At 33.5% G+C, this 19,996-nt stretch carries 15 protein-coding genes; all 15 read right to left on the reverse strand.

Annotated features, from left to right (window positions below; translation table 11 throughout):
• Positions 1–56: 56 nt before the first annotated feature.
• The 15 genes from HNQ03_RS11090 to HNQ03_RS11160 all read right to left on the reverse strand — a co-directional run bounded on the left by HNQ03_RS11090 (position 57) and on the right by HNQ03_RS11160 (position 19,951).
• Complete coding sequence (locus tag HNQ03_RS11090) at positions 57–3,608, reverse strand: hypothetical protein (protein WP_173779752.1); 3,552 nt, start codon at positions 3,606–3,608, stop codon at positions 57–59.
• A gap of 1,072 nt (positions 3,609–4,680) precedes the next feature.
• Positions 4,681–5,232, reverse strand: a complete 552-nt coding sequence (locus HNQ03_RS11095; RefSeq protein ID WP_173779753.1) for a hypothetical protein — start codon at positions 5,230–5,232, stop codon at positions 4,681–4,683.
• An 80-nt stretch (positions 5,233–5,312) separates the two neighbouring features.
• Positions 5,313–6,359, reverse strand: coding sequence for a hypothetical protein (locus HNQ03_RS11100; RefSeq protein ID WP_173779754.1), 1,047 nt, complete (start codon positions 6,357–6,359; stop codon positions 5,313–5,315).
• 903 nt (positions 6,360–7,262) lie between these two features.
• Entirely contained in the window at positions 7,263–7,823 is a 561-nt protein-coding gene (locus tag HNQ03_RS11105) for a hypothetical protein (RefSeq protein ID WP_173779755.1), read from the reverse strand.
• Between the two features lie 76 nt (positions 7,824–7,899).
• Complete coding sequence (locus HNQ03_RS11110; protein WP_173779756.1) at positions 7,900–10,233, reverse strand: carbohydrate binding domain-containing protein; 2,334 nt, start codon at positions 10,231–10,233, stop codon at positions 7,900–7,902.
• A 160-nt stretch (positions 10,234–10,393) separates the two neighbouring features.
• Positions 10,394–10,954: a hypothetical protein gene (locus tag HNQ03_RS11115; RefSeq protein WP_173779757.1), complete on the reverse strand. Its 561-nt coding sequence runs from the start codon at positions 10,952–10,954 to the stop codon at positions 10,394–10,396.
• A 76-nt stretch (positions 10,955–11,030) separates the two neighbouring features.
• Positions 11,031–14,261, reverse strand: coding sequence for an Ig-like domain-containing protein (locus tag HNQ03_RS11120; protein WP_173779758.1), 3,231 nt, complete (start codon positions 14,259–14,261; stop codon positions 11,031–11,033).
• 393 nt (positions 14,262–14,654) lie between these two features.
• Entirely contained in the window at positions 14,655–15,236 is a 582-nt protein-coding gene (locus tag HNQ03_RS11125; RefSeq protein ID WP_173779759.1) for a hypothetical protein, read from the reverse strand.
• Between the two features lie 243 nt (positions 15,237–15,479).
• Positions 15,480–15,848: a 50S ribosomal protein L7/L12 gene (rplL, locus tag HNQ03_RS11130; protein WP_173779760.1), complete on the reverse strand. Its 369-nt coding sequence runs from the start codon at positions 15,846–15,848 to the stop codon at positions 15,480–15,482.
• 103 nt (positions 15,849–15,951) lie between these two features.
• Positions 15,952–16,539: a 50S ribosomal protein L10 gene (rplJ, locus tag HNQ03_RS11135; protein ID WP_173779761.1), complete on the reverse strand. Its 588-nt coding sequence runs from the start codon at positions 16,537–16,539 to the stop codon at positions 15,952–15,954.
• Positions 16,540–16,552: 13 nt separating this feature from the next.
• The gene (rplA, locus tag HNQ03_RS11140) at positions 16,553–17,245 is read right to left on the reverse strand and encodes a 50S ribosomal protein L1 (protein WP_173779762.1); all 693 of its coding nucleotides are present in this window, start codon (positions 17,243–17,245) and stop codon (positions 16,553–16,555) included.
• Between the two features lie 11 nt (positions 17,246–17,256).
• Positions 17,257–17,700, reverse strand: a complete 444-nt coding sequence (rplK, locus tag HNQ03_RS11145; RefSeq protein WP_173779763.1) for a 50S ribosomal protein L11 — start codon at positions 17,698–17,700, stop codon at positions 17,257–17,259.
• A gap of 287 nt (positions 17,701–17,987) precedes the next feature.
• A complete protein-coding gene (locus tag HNQ03_RS11150) occupies positions 17,988–18,815 on the reverse strand; it encodes a GLPGLI family protein (protein ID WP_173779764.1) in 828 nt (275 codons plus the stop codon).
• Complete coding sequence (locus HNQ03_RS11155; protein ID WP_173779765.1) at positions 18,799–19,569, reverse strand: GLPGLI family protein; 771 nt, start codon at positions 19,567–19,569, stop codon at positions 18,799–18,801. Before HNQ03_RS11155 ends, HNQ03_RS11150 begins: the two co-directional genes overlap by 17 nt.
• Positions 19,570–19,615: 46 nt before the next feature.
• A complete protein-coding gene (locus HNQ03_RS11160; RefSeq protein WP_173779766.1) occupies positions 19,616–19,951 on the reverse strand; it encodes a hypothetical protein in 336 nt (111 codons plus the stop codon).
• Positions 19,952–19,996 lie beyond the last annotated feature (45 nt).

The following is a 19,996-nucleotide window of genomic DNA, read 5'->3' on the forward strand; positions in this document are numbered from 1 at the left end:
GTTAAATAAGAGAAGGTATTTTATAAAAAAACACCTTCTCATAATATCACATTATATTATGGACAAGCTGGATTTGTGAAACAAGACCAAGCAGCACCATTAAATATTTTCAAACATTTATCGGTAGTATCATATACCATCATTCCCTCTTCTGGGTCTGTAATATTAACTAAATTTATTTTAGCAATTCTTGTAATTACAAAACCTTTTGTGTTAGATTCTAAAGCTGTGTGTGCAGATTTTCTCACCATTGGCCAGTTGCCATTGTCTGCACCTGCTCTTTGCAGTAAAGTAATACCATGCTGAGTATCAGGACCTGTTGCAGTTGTTGCTGGCAAATCATAACAAACATTTGTAGGTTGCCCACAAAGATTACCATCTAAAGTTACCGTTACAAATCTTGTTACGCAACCTCCCCAATCTATTTTACAAGTGTAAGTACCATCTAAAGTTGGATTAAAATTGGAAACGGAATAAGCATTGGTATTTGAAACTACTACTCCAAGCGGATTAGTCCATTCATAACTTGCACCAGCGAACTGTGGTACAGAAACATTATAAGGTGATCCATAACATGGTTGAGCCGCAGAACTCGTAGTAATTGTTCCTATAGAATTTAATGTAAAATTGTTGATATCCTGTCCTCCACAAGCATCTACTAACACGAAGTTATAAGCTTCATTTGCAATTAAATTTGGAACCACAAGATTTGGAGATGCATTATTAATCACCGTGAAAGTTGAAGCACTTGCAAGTTTATAACTCACTTTAAAAGGCTGAACTCCTACTAAATTCAGATAAGCTGAACCAGTTGATAGAGGATTTCCACTCGCATCCTCACAGATAATTCCTGTAGCACCGCTAATTTGCGGACCAGTGGTAGAATCTGTAATTGTGACCATACTACCTGGTATAAAATAATATTGAGCAGGATCATTACATTTTTGAATGAGCATTCTTGTAGTATAAGTTCCCACTGGAATATCTGTAAAGTTTCCTGTACTATTAAAATAAACTACAGTACCTGCTAAATTTAATACCTCTATAACTTTCGTATTTCCTCCATTGTAAACAACAGTTGAATTTATTTCTCCACCGCCAGAGCAAAAAGATCTACCTACAGAAGAAAGTGTTTGTTGCAAAGTGTTTCCTGCAGCTACTAATGTAAGTGGGTAATCTCTTATTATTCCACAATTAATGGCTCTAAAAACATAATTTCCTGGAACAAGATTAGTCCACGTCCATGTGAAATTGGAATAAGTACCAGCAACACCTACTTGAGAAGGTCCACTAAGAATGGTTAAATTAGAATTAGCAACATCTGGCATATATCCAGTTATGGTTAAAACTACATTCACCTTATCAACTTCAAAATCACAAACTGTTTTAGGATAACTTTGAATAGAAACTACTGGGTTTCCTAAATTTTGAGCAGTGGTAACGGTTTTAGTTAATGTATTTCCACAGACGTCTGTAGATGTTACAGTATAAGTACCGAATGGTAATTTAGGTGTGGTTACTGTACCACCTTCATTTGCACTTTGTGAATCTACAATCGTATTTCCGCTATTTCTAACCACTACATTCACAGGGAAATTCCAAAATGTTTGTCCAGAGAAACTTGTTGTTATCACCATTCCTTCATCTGGGCCACATAAAGATGATGTAGGCGTAGATGTAAATTCAAAAATTTCTTTAGTTACCAAATTATTTGTAGCTATAGTCACTTGGCCACAAGCTGTTGTAGTTTTCACATAATAAGAATGACTAGCAGACATAGTATAAGTAAACGGCGCTCCTGTATAAATTCCATTGTACAAAATTGCGCCACTCGCATTATCTGCACGTATTTCCAATTGTAATCCGTTTGGCAAATAGCTAGAAATATTCATTCCATTAGCGGTAGCTTGTGTAGTACTTCCACAAATTGCTTTAGGACTCCAAGTAAAAGCAACTGGACTCACCGTCTCTTTTAAAACTATTCTAAAAGTTTTGAAATTTCCACAAGCATCTTTTACCCTTACTTGGTATTCTCCAAATGCAGAAACATTTACATTAGGACTATTGCCATAATTGCTTAATGTATCGTCATATGCAGGATCTGAAGATAAATATGCAGAATATTGATATGGTGCATTACCACCTGTGATAGAAGAAATATTTACAGTTCCTCCTGGTGCGAATGAAGTACAAACATTAGATGATGCTACCACAGCATTACTAATAGGTACGTAACTTTCTGCTACCGTAATATTAGTAGTTTGATATTTTATATTATTATTAAGCGAGCAAACCAGCCTTACTTTATAATTTCCTGCACTTAAATTTGCAAATGTTGTAGGATCTGTAACAGTAGCTATTTGCTGTATTACAATACCACCACTTAGTAATTGTGCCGCAACATTCGTTGTGGAACTGTAGTTTGATACCACTACGGTTCCGTTGCTTGCACAAGTATTTGGAGTTGAAGCGATTGTCGCACTTATTGGATCGATGGTTCTTGTATACGTTACAAACTGCCCACAAGCATCTTTTATTCTAATTTGATAAGTACCATATGCATTTACAGCTATATTCGCATTACTACCATAAGAACTTGAAGAATCATTATAATTTGGATTTCCGGAAAGGATTGCTGAATATTGATATGGTGCAGTTCCTCCCGTAATTGGCCCGATACCAAAGGTACCACCATCACTATTACTACAATTATTTGTGACAGAAATTGGTGCATTGGTAATAGGAACATAATTTTCTGCAACAGTAATGTTTGTTGTTTGGTACACTCCACTGGTATTGCTAGAGCAAACCAATTTAATTTGATAATTTCCTGCAGCCAAACCTGTGAAACCTGTAGGATCTGTAGCAACTTTTGTTTCCACTACCGAACCACCATTTAATAATTGCACGCTTACACCAGAAGTATCACTAAAACCAGATACCGAAATAGCTCCATTTCCTCCACAAGTATTTGGTGTAGAAGAAACTGCAGCCGAAACAGCTGTAATTGATCTTGTATAAGTGATGAAAGTTCCGTTTGCATCTTTTACTCTAACCTGATACGTTCCAAAAGCATTCACATTGATACTAGGATTTGTACTGTAAACACTAGAAGCATCTGGATAATTTGGATTAGCAGATAATATTGCAGAATATTGATACGGCGCTGTTCCTCCTGTGACAGTAGAAACCGTAAAATTTCCACCAGCAGCACTAGAGCAATTTCTAGATGCCGTAACTACGGCGCTACTTAAAGGCGGCGTATTATTCACCGCGACAGTTATATTAGTAGTTTGATAAACAATACTACCGTTAAAGGAACAAATTAATCTAACTGTGTAATTTCCAGGAGCAACACCAGTTAAAATTGTAGGCTCTGTTGCGGGTTTTTGCTGCACCGTTGAAGGTCCGCTCAGTAATTGCACTGTGACAATGGTCGTTGTGCTGAATCCAGATACTGTTATCGTTCCATTATTACTATTCGTATTACTTGCGGGACTGGATGAAACGGAAGCACTTACCGTATTGGGACATGATTGTGCAAATACGCTGGCATTAATCAGCAGCAGTATTGCAGAAATAAATAAAATTAATCGATTTTTCTTCATAAAAGTATTTTTGTTTTGTCTTTTGTTTTAAATTGAATATTGAAATATTTTTTATAGCTTCTTTATTAGGTTCCTATTGGCCTATTGATAACTGCTAAAAAATTTGGAAGTTTGATTAAACATTTTGAAAGCAAGGTCATTTTATGCCATTTTGCCTTAATTAATAGAATTTTTAGTATTGAAAATGGAATATAAATCCTGAGAAAGCATCACCCAATTTCTCATTAAAAGAGTTTGGTTTTCATATAGAGTCTCTTTTGAGACAAAACCTGAAAGATGTAAACTTCGATCTCCACGGAAGCCGATTATATCCGCGACGAATATGCTTGTTTTATCTGCAGTTCTAGTTGCTGCTGATTTAGCATATCTATTTAAAAATGTATTGGTAAAAGAAGCGGTCAGATTATTATCTTTTTCAATTTGAGAAAAAAAACACTCAATAATTACCTTTGCTACAATTAGAAAATAAATTTCGATTCATTACTTTACATTTTACGATGTAGAACTTCTGTATTTTTCATTTAATTAAAAATGAACCAAGTTGACATCTTGATATTAATAAGCTATTATTTAATGTAATTTAATGAACACAATAACACAAATTGGCAAAAAATACATCATTTTAATAGATGTACATAAGTATTACCTATTGCAAAGATAGTGTTTATATATAAAAATAAGATAAATACATGTAGATATTCATCTACTGAAAAAGGTAAAACAAGAATGTAAAATAGTCGTTTAAAATAAAGCAGAACCAACTTTAGAATTTATTTTCGAGACATTCTAATTGAGAAAATCATGCCTTGAAAGGCGGGACTATCATTCTACAATGATTGTAAATATGAGATTTTATGGCTTAAAAAAAATCAATTTTCATCGATTTTATCACCATTATCTTTATTAAATTATATAAACTTATAGGGTTGATTTTCTAATTCCGTATCACCCCTATTTTGTAATAAATAAAATGGAACGCATTATAAAATACGTTCCATTTTTTAGTTCAAAATAAAAAGTTACTGTTTTAGCATTTATATTTTGTGAGAGATTTTTGTTAATCAAATAGCTATTAGGGTTTCCAAAAAGACCATCTAGCTCCATTGTAAACTGCCAAACGTTTTGCGCCCGCTTTGTTTACATAAACCATCATTCCTGGAGAAGGACTTGGAATATTTTGTACATCTGTTACCATTGGTAAAATCATCGCTTTCGTGGTAGATTCTAATACCAATACACCATCTGCAGAACTGCTGGTTGCACCAATGATGGCTTTGGAATTTGTAGTTTCTGGTGCTAAAGCAATTGTTGGCTGACTTGTTAAAGCTGTTGTCAATACCGCATCTTGCCCACTTAAATCTACCCAAGTTGTACCATTGTAGTATCTCATTCTAGCTGCAGTGGCTGTTCTTGCATCTAATATAATGGAACCTGGCACAAGAGCTGCTCCTGTAGGAAGGTTTCTTACATAAGGTACAATAATTCCTTTGTTTTGCCCAGTTGCAAAGTCTAGCAGAACAGATGTATTGTTTGTTCCAGCAGATCCTGTTGCACCGCCAATCACAACTTGTCCATTTAAACTACTGATAAATGCGAGTGCTAGGATTGTTAATATTTTGTTCATTTTATTTCAATTTAATTATTAAAAGTGAAGATATTAATTACATTTAAGCAAAAATAAATTCTTCTAAATTTTGTAAAATTTTATGGGCACGTTGGAGTATTAAAACAGCTCCATGTTGTTCCATCGTATAATTTCAAGCAGTTTAAAGTAGTATCATATACCATCATTCCGTCTTGTGGAGATGCTATTTGATTTACTTGATTTGTCGTCATTCTAGATATTACCAATCCTTTTGTATTAGATTCCAAAGCAGTGTGTGCGGATTTTCTTACCATTGGCCAATTGTCTGGAGACGATATGCTTTCGCCAGCCCTTTTCAACAATGTGATGCCGTGTTTAGTGTCTACACCTGCAACAGTACTAGGTAGATTACGACACACGCAAAAACTGTTCGTAAGAGCCAAACTTGCAAGGTTTGAAATTGCTCCCATTAAGAAAAAATCATTATTTGTAGTTACTGTAGAGCCAGGTGATATACAGCAATTGCTATCTGCTGTAAACATATTGACATCAGAAGTTGCAAATATTCTATTTCCCAATACAGTACTAGGCTTTCCGATATTAGTTGGGGTTGATACTACAATCTCTGTAGCAGCATTTGTTACCACTTGCAAACCTGCAGGTAGTGGCGTGCTAAAACTTGAGAACGCTCCTCCTCCATTATTAATTCCGCCGGTAATTGGTGGAAAACAAGATGAAAAACTCGAATTAAAAGTTGAAGTTCCTGCACTACTATTTCCTGAATTTACAGTTAATCCTAAAATGCTACATACTGGAGAAAAATTATTTGAATCGCAACCCGCTATAACTGTACCTCCATTGCTTATCCAATTGGTCAATTCTGTAATTTCAGCGGCAGTATAGGAGGCATTTTGTTCGTAGCCAGACCAATATATTTTAACTCCCGCAGCATTGATTTTTGCTTCCGTAATTGGTGCAGTAATCGTAGTAGTACTTATTGTGTAAGGGCTATATATTCCATTAGGTCCAAAATTAGCTGGATTTGTTAATTTTGCAACTGCTGCTATAGAAGCACTTCCACCAATATTGTAAGTTCCCGGTTTAGAACCAATAATTACATCTTGTGCACTTATATTAAATTGAACAAACAATACTAGGCTTAGCATAAGGATGCTTTTTAGACGCTTTGCAGTCAACGACAAGATTTTGATATTCATTACTTTTACTTTTATATTATCTCTATTATATTTTAAAAAAAAGATTTTTTACTAATTTTCATTGAACTCTGTATTAAAATTTTTATAATAATAAATTTAGCCCGATAAAAATGCTAATTTTCATCCAAAATATATTTATAAGTTAGCGGCATTTTTTGCTTCTAAGATTGTTTTTGAAGAATTTTAAAAAGATGCAAAAGTATACAAAAAATCCTTATTGTTCGATTAAAAAGTATCTAAAATTAAATAATATTTCGTCTGTATTATTTTTTTAGTTTTTAGGTTTATTTATTTTCAATATTTAAAAAATAAGCTATTAAAAAAGAGTTGATTATTCCAAATTTCGTCTCTTTATTCTAAAATATTTCTCTGAGTTTGCCAAATATTTTAGAAAATTGAAATTGTTCCATGAGTATATTTTACAAAAAATTACCCTATTTAAAAATGCCCAACTTCATTTTTGTTTCTTTTAAAAGACTGAAAGAAGCAAATCGACATTTAACACTAAATAAATCTGGATATTTACAACGTTTTCATTAACTCCCAAAAACTTTTCAATGAAAATTTTTGCTTCAAATGTTCAAAAAGGAATTCTATTTGAATTTTATTTTTTGTGATTTTATCGAACAACAATGAAAAAAAACAGAGTATATAAAATATTATTCAATAATTAATTCCTCTATTAAACAATTAATAAAATTACTTTCCGATATTTAATTGTGATCGTTTCTTCACAATCACAAATTATATGTCGATTCAAAAAAAAAGAAGAATAGTTTTACAACGTATTCTTCTCTTTTATTGTTTAAGAACATTAGTTCTTTAAGATATTATTTTATGGAAACTTTAATATTACGGTTTCCAAAAACTCCACTTGCTACCATTGTAAACTGCCAAACGTTTTGCGCCTGCTTTGTTTACATAAACCATCATTCCTGGAGATGGACTTAAGATATTTTGTACATCTGCTACTATTGGTAAAATCATCGCTTTCGTGGTAGATTCTAATACCAAAACGCCATCTGCAGAACTGCTTGTTGCACCAATGATAGCTTTTGAGTTTGCTAATTCTGTGATAGAAGCTGGCTGTTCTGTTGCAAAATTGGCTAAAACTGTACTGCTATTTAAATTCGCATTTTGACCACTTAAGTCTACCCATCCTTTCACGGTTCCGGCGTAATATTTTACTCTAGAGGTTAAAGGTATGCTCGCATCTAGAAGTATCGTACCTTCTGTAGGCGCTGTTGGAATTGTTCTTACATAAGGCAAAATAATTCCTTTATTTAGTCCTGTTGCAAAATCTAATAATACAGATGTATTTATAGTTGCAGATCCAGTTGGTCCACCAATTACAACTTGTGCATTCGCGCCGCTTATTATTGCTAAAAATAGTGTTGCTATTATTTTTTTCATTTCGTTTAGTTTAAAAATTAAATTAGTAAAATAGGGAAGTATTTTTTGCAAATACTTCCCCATCGTACGGTAATTATTATGGACAAGTTGGCGTTACGAAACAACTCCAAGTGCTGCCATCATATAATTTAAGACATTTGGCTACAGTATCATATACCATCATTCCATCTTGTGGAGATACAATATTTGTAATTTCAGTAGTTGTCGCTCTGGTAATTACAAAACCTTTTGTGTTAGATTCTAAGGCTGTGAAACCAGATTTTCTAATCATAGGCCAATTGCCATTATCGGTTCCTGCTCTTTGCAGCAGTGTAACACCTTGTTTAACGGCTGATCCTGGTGCTGTTTTATTTGCATCGTCGTAGCAGACACAATTTCCTACAGTTACTAAATTTTTCACAACACTTGTACATCCGCTGGAACTTGTATAAGTATAAATAATGTTGGCGGTACCAGTTGCCCCATAAATAGTTGTTGCGACACCAGTAACAGAATTAATATTTAATAAGCTTGGCTGATCTGTGCTCCAAACACCATCTAATTGGCCATTAGAGAAAGTGTAGGTATCTGGTACACTTTTGCTGCTGCAAAGATATGCACCTGCAGGCAAAATTGCAGGTAGCGCTATTGGAGAAGGTGCAAAAGTGACATCATCTATTGCCAAATCGTTTCCTGAACCTCCAATGGAATTATTTTTTAGAAAAATTTCTCCAACAGTGGAAGTTGCTGTAAAAGTAAATGTATATTGTTTCCAAATAGTTGTTGAAATATCGCCTGTATTTATGGAATTTAACAAAACGCCAGTTGCAGCATCTGCAATTCCCATAGTAATATTCGGTCGAATTGGAACATTGGGAGATAAATCTGCAACCCAAAATGAAAAATCGTAAGTAGTACCAATGGATAATCCTGTAACAGTCTGCCGAAAAAAATCGTCTGTTGCGTAAGATGCATTGAAAATAGCAAAATATCCATTGGGTTCCGTAGAAGTATGATTAAGCAATGTTGTATTTCCTGTCCAATTTGCGCTATTTTTTGCTAAACTATAATAACCATCTGATACAAAACCTTGATCTAAATAATGATAAGAAGTAAAACCACTTATAGCTGGGCCAAAATCAGAAGTACCTTGTCCGAAAGTCAAAATATTATTTATCGAACATAAACTTGGGGAAACAATAGAATTTTCTAATGCATTTCCATAAACCACATGAACTACTTCACCTGCAGCTACATTTATTGTTGCGGTAGATGTAGAAACATCACTACTGCTGTTTGTTGTAGGATCGTAAATTAAAATATTATTATTATTCCATCCCGCGACATCAATTTCTGATAGAGTATATGTTCCTGCTGATACAGGTATCATTATTGAATTACCATTGGCAACATTGGTTCGTAATCGTTCATCATCTAACCAAAGCCCACTGTTTAATCTGCTAAATATTGTATGTTTAATGATATCTGCATTTACTTTATTAATACCCCAAACTTGATTTCCTACACCAGCTGTTAAACCAGTTAAACCTCTTGATCTAACATTATTGATCCAACCACCTCCAGCTGTGTATTCGAAAACCACATTTGTTCCTTCCGAATTGGTAAAGTTGGAGTAGATTGTGCCATCATTACTTACCGCGACATCTTTTTGATACGACCCTATTGTAATCATATCTGTTAGTGCTGGAATTATGGTAACAGTTGCGGCAGTATTATCTCCAGGAAATTTGTAAACATTTGTGTCATTATTCGATACAAAAACAACTTCTTGATTGGTTGGTGTAGGATTTATATCTGCTCTTATCGCATTAACAATTGTTGCGGAAGAATACTGAATCCAACTATCTGTAGTGCCCGAACCTGTATATTTATAAATTTTACCTCCACTTCCTACGGCAACTATAGTTTTACCATCTCCACCAGAAGCAACGTCGACAATTCTGATATTGCTGTGTGCAGTTGGCTCCCAAATTTTCGAAAAGCTAGTTCCATTATAAATATAAACTGCCCCAATATCATCTGAATAAACTGCAGAATTTGTCCCAATTCCGTCAACAGACCTAGCTGTTACAACAGACGTTGCAGTCCAATTAGTTGCATTTACAGCTCTCGTATACAATGTTCCAGTAACATCATGAACGGAACCATTTGAAATCGCATCATTTACTACTGCCCACAATTGGCCTTCTCCAGTTCCATGGCTATTTCCCAAATCAAAAGAATTGAGTGCATTGGGTTGATCATTAAGGTTGAATGATTTTATGTTGGTAGCACCTTGCTTTAAATTAAAAGAAAAATCTACAGATGCTAATTCACTTGTTGCTTTTTTGTGTACATAGATATACCCATTTTGGGCATACAGATTTAGCGTGATTACAAACGCTAAAATTAAAATTAATTTATTTTTCATATTTTGTGTTTAAAATATAATTTCGTTATAATTTCGTCAGTATTTTAATGCATTAATGGTAAAACGTTTAAATAAAAAATCCCCGAAATGGGGATTTTTATCCTAAATACGAAGCTTTAGCATTTCTGGTTTTAATACCATTAATAAAAATGCTTCCTCTTTACGGTTTCCAAAAACTCCACTTGCTACCATTGTAAACTGCCAAACGTTTTGCGCCTGCTTTGTTTACATAAACCATCATTCCTGGGGATGGACTTAAGATATTTTGCACATCTGCTACTATTGGTAATATCATCGCTTTGGTGGTAGATTCTAATACCAAAACACCATCTGCAGTACTGCTTGTTGCTCCAATAATGGCTTTTGCAGATGCAGTTTCTGTGATAGAAGCTGGCTGTTCTGTTGCAAAATTTGCTAAAACTGTACTGCTGTTTAAATTCGCACTTTGGCCACTTAAATCTACCCATCCTTTCACGGTTCCAGCGTAATATTTTACTCTAGATGTTAATGGTGTACTCGCATCTAGAAGTATCGTACCTTCTGTTGGCGCTGTTGGCATTGTTCTTACATAAGGTAAAATAATTCCTTTATTTAGTCCTGTTGCAAAATCTAATAATACAGAAGTATTTACAGTTGTAGATCCAGTTGGTCCGCCGATGATTACTTGTGCATTCGCGCCGCTTATTATTGCTAAAAATAGTGTTGCTATTATTTTTTTCATTTTGTTTAGTTTAAAAATTTAATTAGTAAAATAGGGAAGTATTTTTTGCAAATCCTTCCCCATCATACGGTAATTATTATGGACAAGTTGGCGTTACGAAACAACTCCAATTGCTGCCATCATATAATTTAAGACATTTGGCTACGGTATCATATACCATCATCCCTTCTTGTGGAGATACAATATTACTAATCTGAGTAGTTGTTGCTCTCGTGATTACAAAACCTTTTGTATTAGATTCTAAGGCTGTGAAACCAGATTTTCTAATCATAGGCCAGTTGCCACTGTCTGCACCAGCTTTTTGTAATAAAGTAATTCCGTGTTTGGTATCTACACCTGCTGCAGTTTTATTTGCATCATTGTAGCATACCAACAAACAATCGTAAGTATATTCTACTTTGTAAAAATAAGATGCTTTAGTTTTTGACAAACTATTTAAGGTACCACCGCCACCTTGAATTGTAATTCCAGTAAATGTTGTAACTGAACTTGGAACAGATCCAACTCCTATAAAATTAGCTAAATTAGCAGTAGAAGTATATGTATTACTACTACTATATGTTGTATTAAACGGAAATGTAGTTGTACCAGAAGCAAAAGTTTGACTAGCAGGATAAGTAGGATTTTGTATCGATACAAATTGAGAAACTGGAGCAGAAAAACCTGCAAAATCAAATGTCAAATCTGAAGCTTGTGAAAATCTTGCTGTTACAGATGCTGCATTTGTATTCGTGATATCAACGTCTCCATTGAAGGTGATACCATAATCAACTTTTACTGCGGTAAGTTTTCTGCTTGCACCTTCATCAAATTTAGGGATGATGGCACTTCCATTAATTTCAGTTAATGAAAATGGTGAATAAAAGTATTGCGTGATTGTATTACCAGTAGAGTTACTAAGACAAATTGTAGAACAAGTGCCAGTATTTGTAATTGTTAAATTTTGTGCTGCACCACCATTATTAGGTGTAATAATAATTGTAAAATCGCCGGAACCTAAACTGCCATTTAACACTTTTAAATACGTACCATACCCATAATTAATATTTGTTGCTGCGCTATTATTCATTAAAGTAATGGTTGCAGGATTTCCACCAAAAGTTGCTGTTACATTATAAGTAGTTGCACCACTTGGTTGCGCTGGATCTATCTGAAAAAACATATAATCATCTGCACTATTCTCAAAAGTACCATTATTTGAACATGTAGCAGCTGTAGAAATGCATGAAGTTACTATTACGGTGGAAACTGTAGATGTTACAGAACCACACGTTCCAGATACAATACTGTAATAATATTTGGTTCCTACTGCAGAAGTAGAGGGAGTATAAGTTGCAGTTGTAGCGCCAGAAATTAACATACCACCAGTTGCAGTATTGATGGTATTACTGTACCATTGGTAGGATAAAGTTCCTGTTCCAGATGCTGTAACACTTAAGTTGACAGGTATATTATCTTTGCAAATCGTTTGTATACTTTGTGGTTGTGCAGAAATTGCTGTAGAAGCAGTAACATTAACGGCAGAAACACCCGATGTAGCCGTACCACAAGTTCCTGTAACAATTACATAGTAATATATAGTACCAACTACGTTGGTTGGTGGTGTGTACGTAGAAGCACTAGATGTTCCTATTAAAGTACCTCCCGTTGTAGAATTTGTAGTATTGCGGTATAATGCATAAGAAAGCGTACCAGTACCAGTTGCTGTAATACTTAAATTAGTAGGTGTTGCATTTCTACATAAAGTTTGTGTAGCAGGTGATGCAGAAACAATTACTGTTGCAGCATTTACAATTACTGTTGCAGTATTGGAAGTTGCACTATTACAAGTTCCAGTTACTACGGCGTAATAATAAAGAGTACCTGCCGTTGCAGTAGAAGGAGTGTAAGTTGCAGCTGTAGCACCTGTAATCAATGTACCACCTGTTGTACTATTGGTTGTATTTCTGTACCATTGATAGGTAAGTCCTGGTCCAACTGCAGTAACGCTTAAATTTGTAGGTGCATCATTTTGGCAAACCGTTTGTGTTGGTGTAGGTTGTCCTGTAATAGTAGTTTTATTCACGGTGACTACAGAAATGGCAGAAGTTGTTGGACTTCCACAAGCACCTGTAACTTGCGCATAATAGTAAAGCGTTCCGTTTACAGAATTTGGAGGTGTGTATGTAGAACTTGTAGCACCAGATATCGCAGTACCTGTCGTATTGCTATTTACGGTATTTCTAAACCATTGGTATGTTAAAGTTCCCGCTCCACTTGCTACAATAGTTAATGGAATGGCAGGTGCAGGATTACAAACTGTTTGATTTGCGGCAGGTTGAATATCTATTACTGGTGCAGGGCAGGGAATCTTTAATGCATATTCAGCCTCAATTACTAAATCTTGTAACGTAGTAGTAACAATATTCATACTGGTAGAACCAGGAGTGAAATTCCCAGTTAGAATATCAATATCTAAAGCAGAACCAGAAGAACTATTACCAAAATCATTTGGAAAACTAGGAAAACTAGGATCTGAAATGGTGCAAGATTCACCAGCTAATCCTGGGTCGCCTTGTAAGAATACCGCTGTAAGAGTACCTGCTGTACTTCCTGAATTTGGGACTGCATATCCCGACACATTTGTAGTACTCGTTATCTGATAAATACTTACCAATCCATCATACAAATATATTTTTTGAGAAACTCCGGGTGTGGTAGTATAAACCACAGTTAAAGTCCAAGCACGAGCATTCCCCTGTTGCAAAGCACATGCACTAGGATAAGCTCCATTGATATCTACAGTGTAAGTTCCATTTGGATTTGCTAAAGCCTGCAACTCGGAGGTTACATCTACTTTTTTAGATTCATAATTCACTGCGCTTCCATTAACACTTGAGTAAGCAGGTCTTGCAGTTGCATTCAAATTTACAGCAGAAGCTCCCGGTGCTTTAAAAGAAATATTACCTAATGGCATGTAAGTATTCAAACCTACATTTTCATATCTAGTCATACCATACCAATGCACATAAGCTTTTACAATCGTAGCTCCTGAAGGAATACTTAATGTTCTAGATGAAGCAGCATCTGTCCCACAGTTGTTAGAAGCTCCTGTTTCTGTAAGTTCCGAATTACCAATTACTTCATAATCATAATCTCCCACAATGGAGTAATAACTAGAAATTGGTGTATTGTTATTAGATTGACCTTTAATACTAATTGTGCTAAATAGACCTATCGCAAAAACAAGTAAAGCTAAAAATCCTTTATAACAGACCAAGGATGGACTGGAATAGGATTTTAAATTGTGTGAAAATTTGTTTTTCATATTTGAGTTTTTAAAAATGTTTTGATGTTTATAAGTTTAGAGAGTAGAATTGCTGCAAGTGTTTGTTTAGAGCAATTGTACTTTAATCCTATAAAAAATAGGATTGTTTGTTTAACTAAAATTTGTCGAAATCTTTGGACAGATAAGTAATGCAGAAAATATTTAAGAATCTATTTATTAAAGAAAATTACCATTCAGTATCAAACAATGATTCGTACATGATCTTCCCTTAAGAATCTACTGAAGATTTAAGAGAATTACATGCTAAAATTTGAAGGTAAATCTTCTGCAGTGTTTTTTTTGAGAAAATTTGAAATATTAAATTAAAGGTGGCTATAAAGTTTTGGAAGAGTTGCACAGCAAAACACTTACACCAATTTGATAAATAATAAGCTACACCAAAGGTGGAGGACGAGAAAATAGGAATTGTGAAAGTTCTGCAGTTTTAGAAAATTCTGCATTGTAAATATTTAATAAATAAACATACACTGGAACTGAAAATAAAGTGTAATGATTAGTTACTGTAGTTTTATTGGAAAAACTAGGGGTAAAAACAGAAATAGTATTATTAAACTTCATAGAAGTAGCAATACTCTGACTAGGTTCTGTTGGTGTAAAAATAAATTTTGACTTTATTTTTTTATGAGAAATATGAATAGCTGGTTTCTCCTCTATTTTAACAGTTAGCTCTTGCTCCAAAACTTTGAATTCTGAAACTTCTTTTACCAAATCCTTTTCTTCAGATTTTGGCAATTCTATAACTGTGGATGTTGCGGAAGCGTCAAAAATAACCGCATCACCAGAAATGTAGATAACTCCTTCTACTTGGTCTACAGGTTTATATCCTATAGCATTTGCACTAAGGAGCTGTGGAATTAAGAAGAGAGCAAATAAGAGAAAAAAGAAAGTTTTAGTAAATAATTTACTACCACTTTTTCTAAGTCTTACTCCTTCAAAAAAGAGATTTAATTTCAAGTTTGTTTTGTGTTAAAGTTGAATAAGATGATTATTCAATTTTGCGTAAATATACAAAGTTTTTTTAAAACTATAAAATTTATTTATAAAATTATTAGTTGTATTTTCTCAATAATGTAATTTTTAACTATTTTAAACTATTTAATTAATAGATAATTAAAAATCTACGGGAAATTGAATTTATTTAACCAAAAAAAAGACCTTCTCTTGCGAGAAAGTCTTTTAAATTTAAGTGAGAGAGAATTATTTCAATTCTACTTCTGCACCAGCATCTTCTAATTGTTTTTTCAAAGCTTCTGCTTCGTCTTTAGAGATTGCTTCTTTGATAGCTGTTGGAGCAGAATCTACCATGTCTTTAGCTTCTTTCAAGCCTGCACCAGTAAGATCTTTTACCAATTTCACAACTGCTAATTTAGAAGCACCTGCAGCTTTCAAAATTACATCGAATTCTGTTTTTTCTTCAGCAGCGTCTCCACCACCTGCAGGACCTGCTACTACTGTTGCAGCTGCTGGTTCGATTCCGTACTCATCCTTAAGGATAGTAGCTAATTCGTTTACGTCTTTTACTGTTAAGTTTACTAGCGATTCCGCTAAATTTTTTAAATCTGACATTTTGTAATGTTTTTAGTTTGTTGAACGATTTATTTGAGTTTGTTTTGAGTCTGTTTTAGCTTCTGGCTATAGACCATCAGCGTTTGGATTTTCAATCCTTTTTTTATTCTGCAGCTGGAGTTTCTGCGCTTGCTTCTGGAGCAGCTGCTTCTTCTGTTGCTGGAGCTTCAGTTGCTACTTCTTCAGTAGTTTCTTCTGCTTTATCAGATGCGTTTTCTTTGTTTTGCAACGCAGAAAGTACATTTCTAATTGGAGATTGTAGCAATCCGATGATTTCACCAATCATCTCTTCTTTAGATTTGATATTTGCTAGTGTTTCCAATTGATCATCACCTACATATACAACTGAATCCAAAACCGCAGATTTCAAAGCAGGATATTCCGCTTTTTTTCTGAAGTCTTTCATCAATTTTGCTGGTGCGTTTGCAATTTCGGAAGTCATTACAGCTGTATTGCCTTTCAAAGTGGCATATACTTCGGAGTAATCTACTCCTTCCATACTTTCCATTGCTTTTTGCAATAAGGTGTTCTTCACCACTTTCATGGTAATGTTTCCTTTGAATGCTAATCTTCTGAAATTTGAAGTTTGCAATGCATTCATCCCTTCCAGATTTGCTATATATACATTTTTAGCATCCTGCAAAAGGTCTTTTATATCTTGTATTACTAATACTTTATCTTCTTTTGTCATTGTCTTTCAGGTTTTAGTTTGCAGATTTAGTATCAATTGATATTCCTGGGCTCATTGTAGAAGACATATTAATGCTTTTTACATAAATACCTTTCGCTGCTGTTGGTTTCAATTTCATCAATGTAGAGAGCAATTCGCTAGCATTTTCTTTAATCTGCTGAGCATCAAAAGAAACTTTACCAATTCCTGCATGGATGATACCATACTTATCTACTTTAAAATCAATTTTACCAGCTTTCACTTCTGCAACTGCTTTTCCGATGTCCATAGTTACGGTACCAGATTTTGGATTTGGCATCAAACCTCTTGGTCCTAATACTCTACCCAAAGGTCCTAGTTTCCCCATAACTGCTGGCATTGTAACGATAACGTCTACATCTGTCCAACCGTCTTTAATTTTTTGAAGATACTCGTCTAAACCAACATAATCTGCACCAGCTGCTGTAGCTTCTGCTTCTTTGTCTGGTGTTACTAATGCAAGTACTTTCACGTCTTTACCTGTACCATGTGGAAGAGATACGACACCTCTTACCATTTGGTTTGCTTTTCTTGGATCTACACCCAATCTAACAGCGATATCTACAGAAGCATCAAATTTTGCAATATTTACTTCCTTCACCAAAGCCGAAGCTTCTTCTAGGTTGTACATTTTGTTACTGTCTATTTTACCAGCCGCTTCTTTTAGTTTTTTTGTCAATTTTGCCATTGTTCTATGTATTAAGCGTTTTTAGGTTTAGTTCCAGATACTTTTAATCCCATAGATCTTGCAGTTCCTGCAACCATTGTTAATGCAGAATCCATTGTGAAACAATTAAGATCTGCCATTTTATCTGTAGCGATCGTTTTAATTTGTTCCCAAGAAACTGTCCCTACCTTCACACGGTTTGGCTCACCAGAACCTTTAGTCAATTTTGCAGCAGCCATAAGCTGTGCAGCAGCAGGTGGAGTTTTGATTACGAAATCAAAAGATTTGTCTTCGTATACGGTAATAGTTACCGGCAAAACCACTCCTGGCTTGTCTTGAGTTCTTCCATTAAATTGTTTACAAAACTCCATAATGTTCACACCTGCAGAACCTAATGCAGGTCCAACTGGTGGAGATGGGTTTGCAGCTCCTCCTTTTACTTGGAGCTTTACCATTTTAAAGACTTTTTTAGCCATTTTAAATATTTTTATTTTAATTAATAAATTTATGAATGTGGAAGCATTAATAAATCCGATAGAATCTGCATCTCATATTTAGACTCTACATTTCGGACTGCAAAATTAGGAATATTATTTTGATTGAGCAAGAGGGTTGGAATATTTGTTTTTATTATAAAATTTTAGGGTAAAAAAAAACGCTTAATAAAATTTGTGCTCATAAAGTAATCACTTCAATTAATAAAAAAAAGCTGCATTATGCAGCTTTTTTTTATAAATCTAATATTGATAATATTAAAAATATATTATTTAAATTCTACTTTCTCATCCAATTCTATAGGATTATTATACCTTTTCATTTTGGTTTGAATCTGCTTTTCAACTTCACGATAATCGTTTGCGGTATATTCTTGTCCGTTCTCACCAACCATTCTTGCATTACCATCTTTATATTCTGGAATAGGATTATTATAATAGTTAAATAGAATTTTTTGCCAATCTAGAAGTTTTATTTCAAATTTATTTTTACCTAAATATTTTTCTAAAATATTTTCCTTGTCCACATTATCTAGTAGATTTTTGTTCTCTACAAAAGTAAAATGATAGTCATTTGCATTATCATAAACTTCCAAAACTAAACCTGGTAAATCATAAAATATATATGGACCATAAGGTAGTGGAATTTCATTTGTAAACCAAGCTGTCCATTTTCTTCCTCCATAATTTGTAGTTGCTTTTTGTACACTAAATTTTCCAATTACTTTTTTATCATCAGATAAAATCCATTTTAATTTTATTTTTTTTGGATAATAGTATGTTGCCATGGACATGCTGTTAATAAAAATATAATCTTCATTTTCTTTCTTAGTAATGATTTTTTTAAAATTTGGATATGCAAATTTGTAAGTATTGTGAGCCTTATTCAAAGAATCTACTTTTAAATACTCATTGCTGTAGAAAGTGCAACTATTTTTATTAATATCTAAAACTGTTACATCTTTAACTGTTAAACTCGAATCTAGTTTCATAGAAACAATAAAAAAGAATCTTTGTGTTTGAGCATTGCAAATTACACAAAAGCATATAAATATTAATGAAAGAAAAAATTTGTTCTTTTTATTTATTACAATCATCGCAGTTTAAATTTTTAAATTTGGTTTTATATTTTTCGTCTGTAATATTTAAATTTAACTTATCCTCTAACATTTTAATTTGATTCTCCAGAACAGTATTGTATTCAGAACGTGTTACAGATTTTGAAAAATCGTATTTACTTGTATAAGATAATATTTCTTTATTAGCTTGATGTACATCTAACTGAATATTTACAGCCAGTAAATGTAGCTTTGTCTTATCGCATTTTAATTCTAATATCATTCCATCTAAACCATTAAATTTTAAAGGACCATAAGATGCTGGGATTTCTTGTGTAAACCATGCCACATAATCATTATCATAGATTGAACAAATCGCTTTTTGGCATTTATAGCCTAAAATAGTTTTAGTTTCGTTAGCAAAAATCCAATTGAATTTTGGAGAATCTATTATGAGATTTTCAATATTATCATTTATTATATTACCATAAAAGTTCCTTGATTTGCTATCAAAAATTATAAATCGCTTTTTATTAGCAATACTATCAATCGAATTTGAGGGGTAAACAATTGATCCATCAGTTTCCCTATTTACTTTTGTATTTTGGTCAATTGATTTTATGATATATAAAGATTGTTTATCATTGAAAAAGAGCTCGCCTTCAACATTCTTAATTTTGATATTTTCAATTTGCGCTTCAAAAACAATTTTTCCTTTTAAATTTTGCGATTTACATGAGAAAAAAAAGGTGAAAATTAAAAATATAAATATTTTTAAATTAATATTTGTCATTTAAAAAAAAATTAAGCTTCCAAAAAATGGAAGCTGTTAATAAAATTTAAGAAGTACTCATTGTTGGAGCTTGCGGTCCTGTTGTTGGACATGCTACTTCTATCCATTCACTGCAGATTCTATACTCTGTAGTAGATCCATCTGCATTTTGAACTGTTTTTGTGTTACAAGTTCTATACTCGCATGTAGGCGGTAAGTTTTTATGAGTTATAGTTCTATACTCTACAGATACCCTACCTTCTTCCATTGAATTACTTTCTATAGTTTTAATAGAATTTATTTCTTTAGAAGGACCTTCAGAAATTGAAGGATTGCTTGCAACATTAGTTCCAAAAGACATGCTGCCAACAAGCAATCCCATGGAAAAAAATAATTTGTTCATAATAAAAATTTAATTTGTGAACTATAAAAGTAAAACTAAAATTAA

Origin of the sequence: Frigoriflavimonas asaccharolytica, from assembly GCF_013294015.1 — a bacterium.
Lineage (GTDB): Bacteria > Bacteroidota > Bacteroidia > Flavobacteriales > Weeksellaceae > Frigoriflavimonas > Frigoriflavimonas asaccharolytica.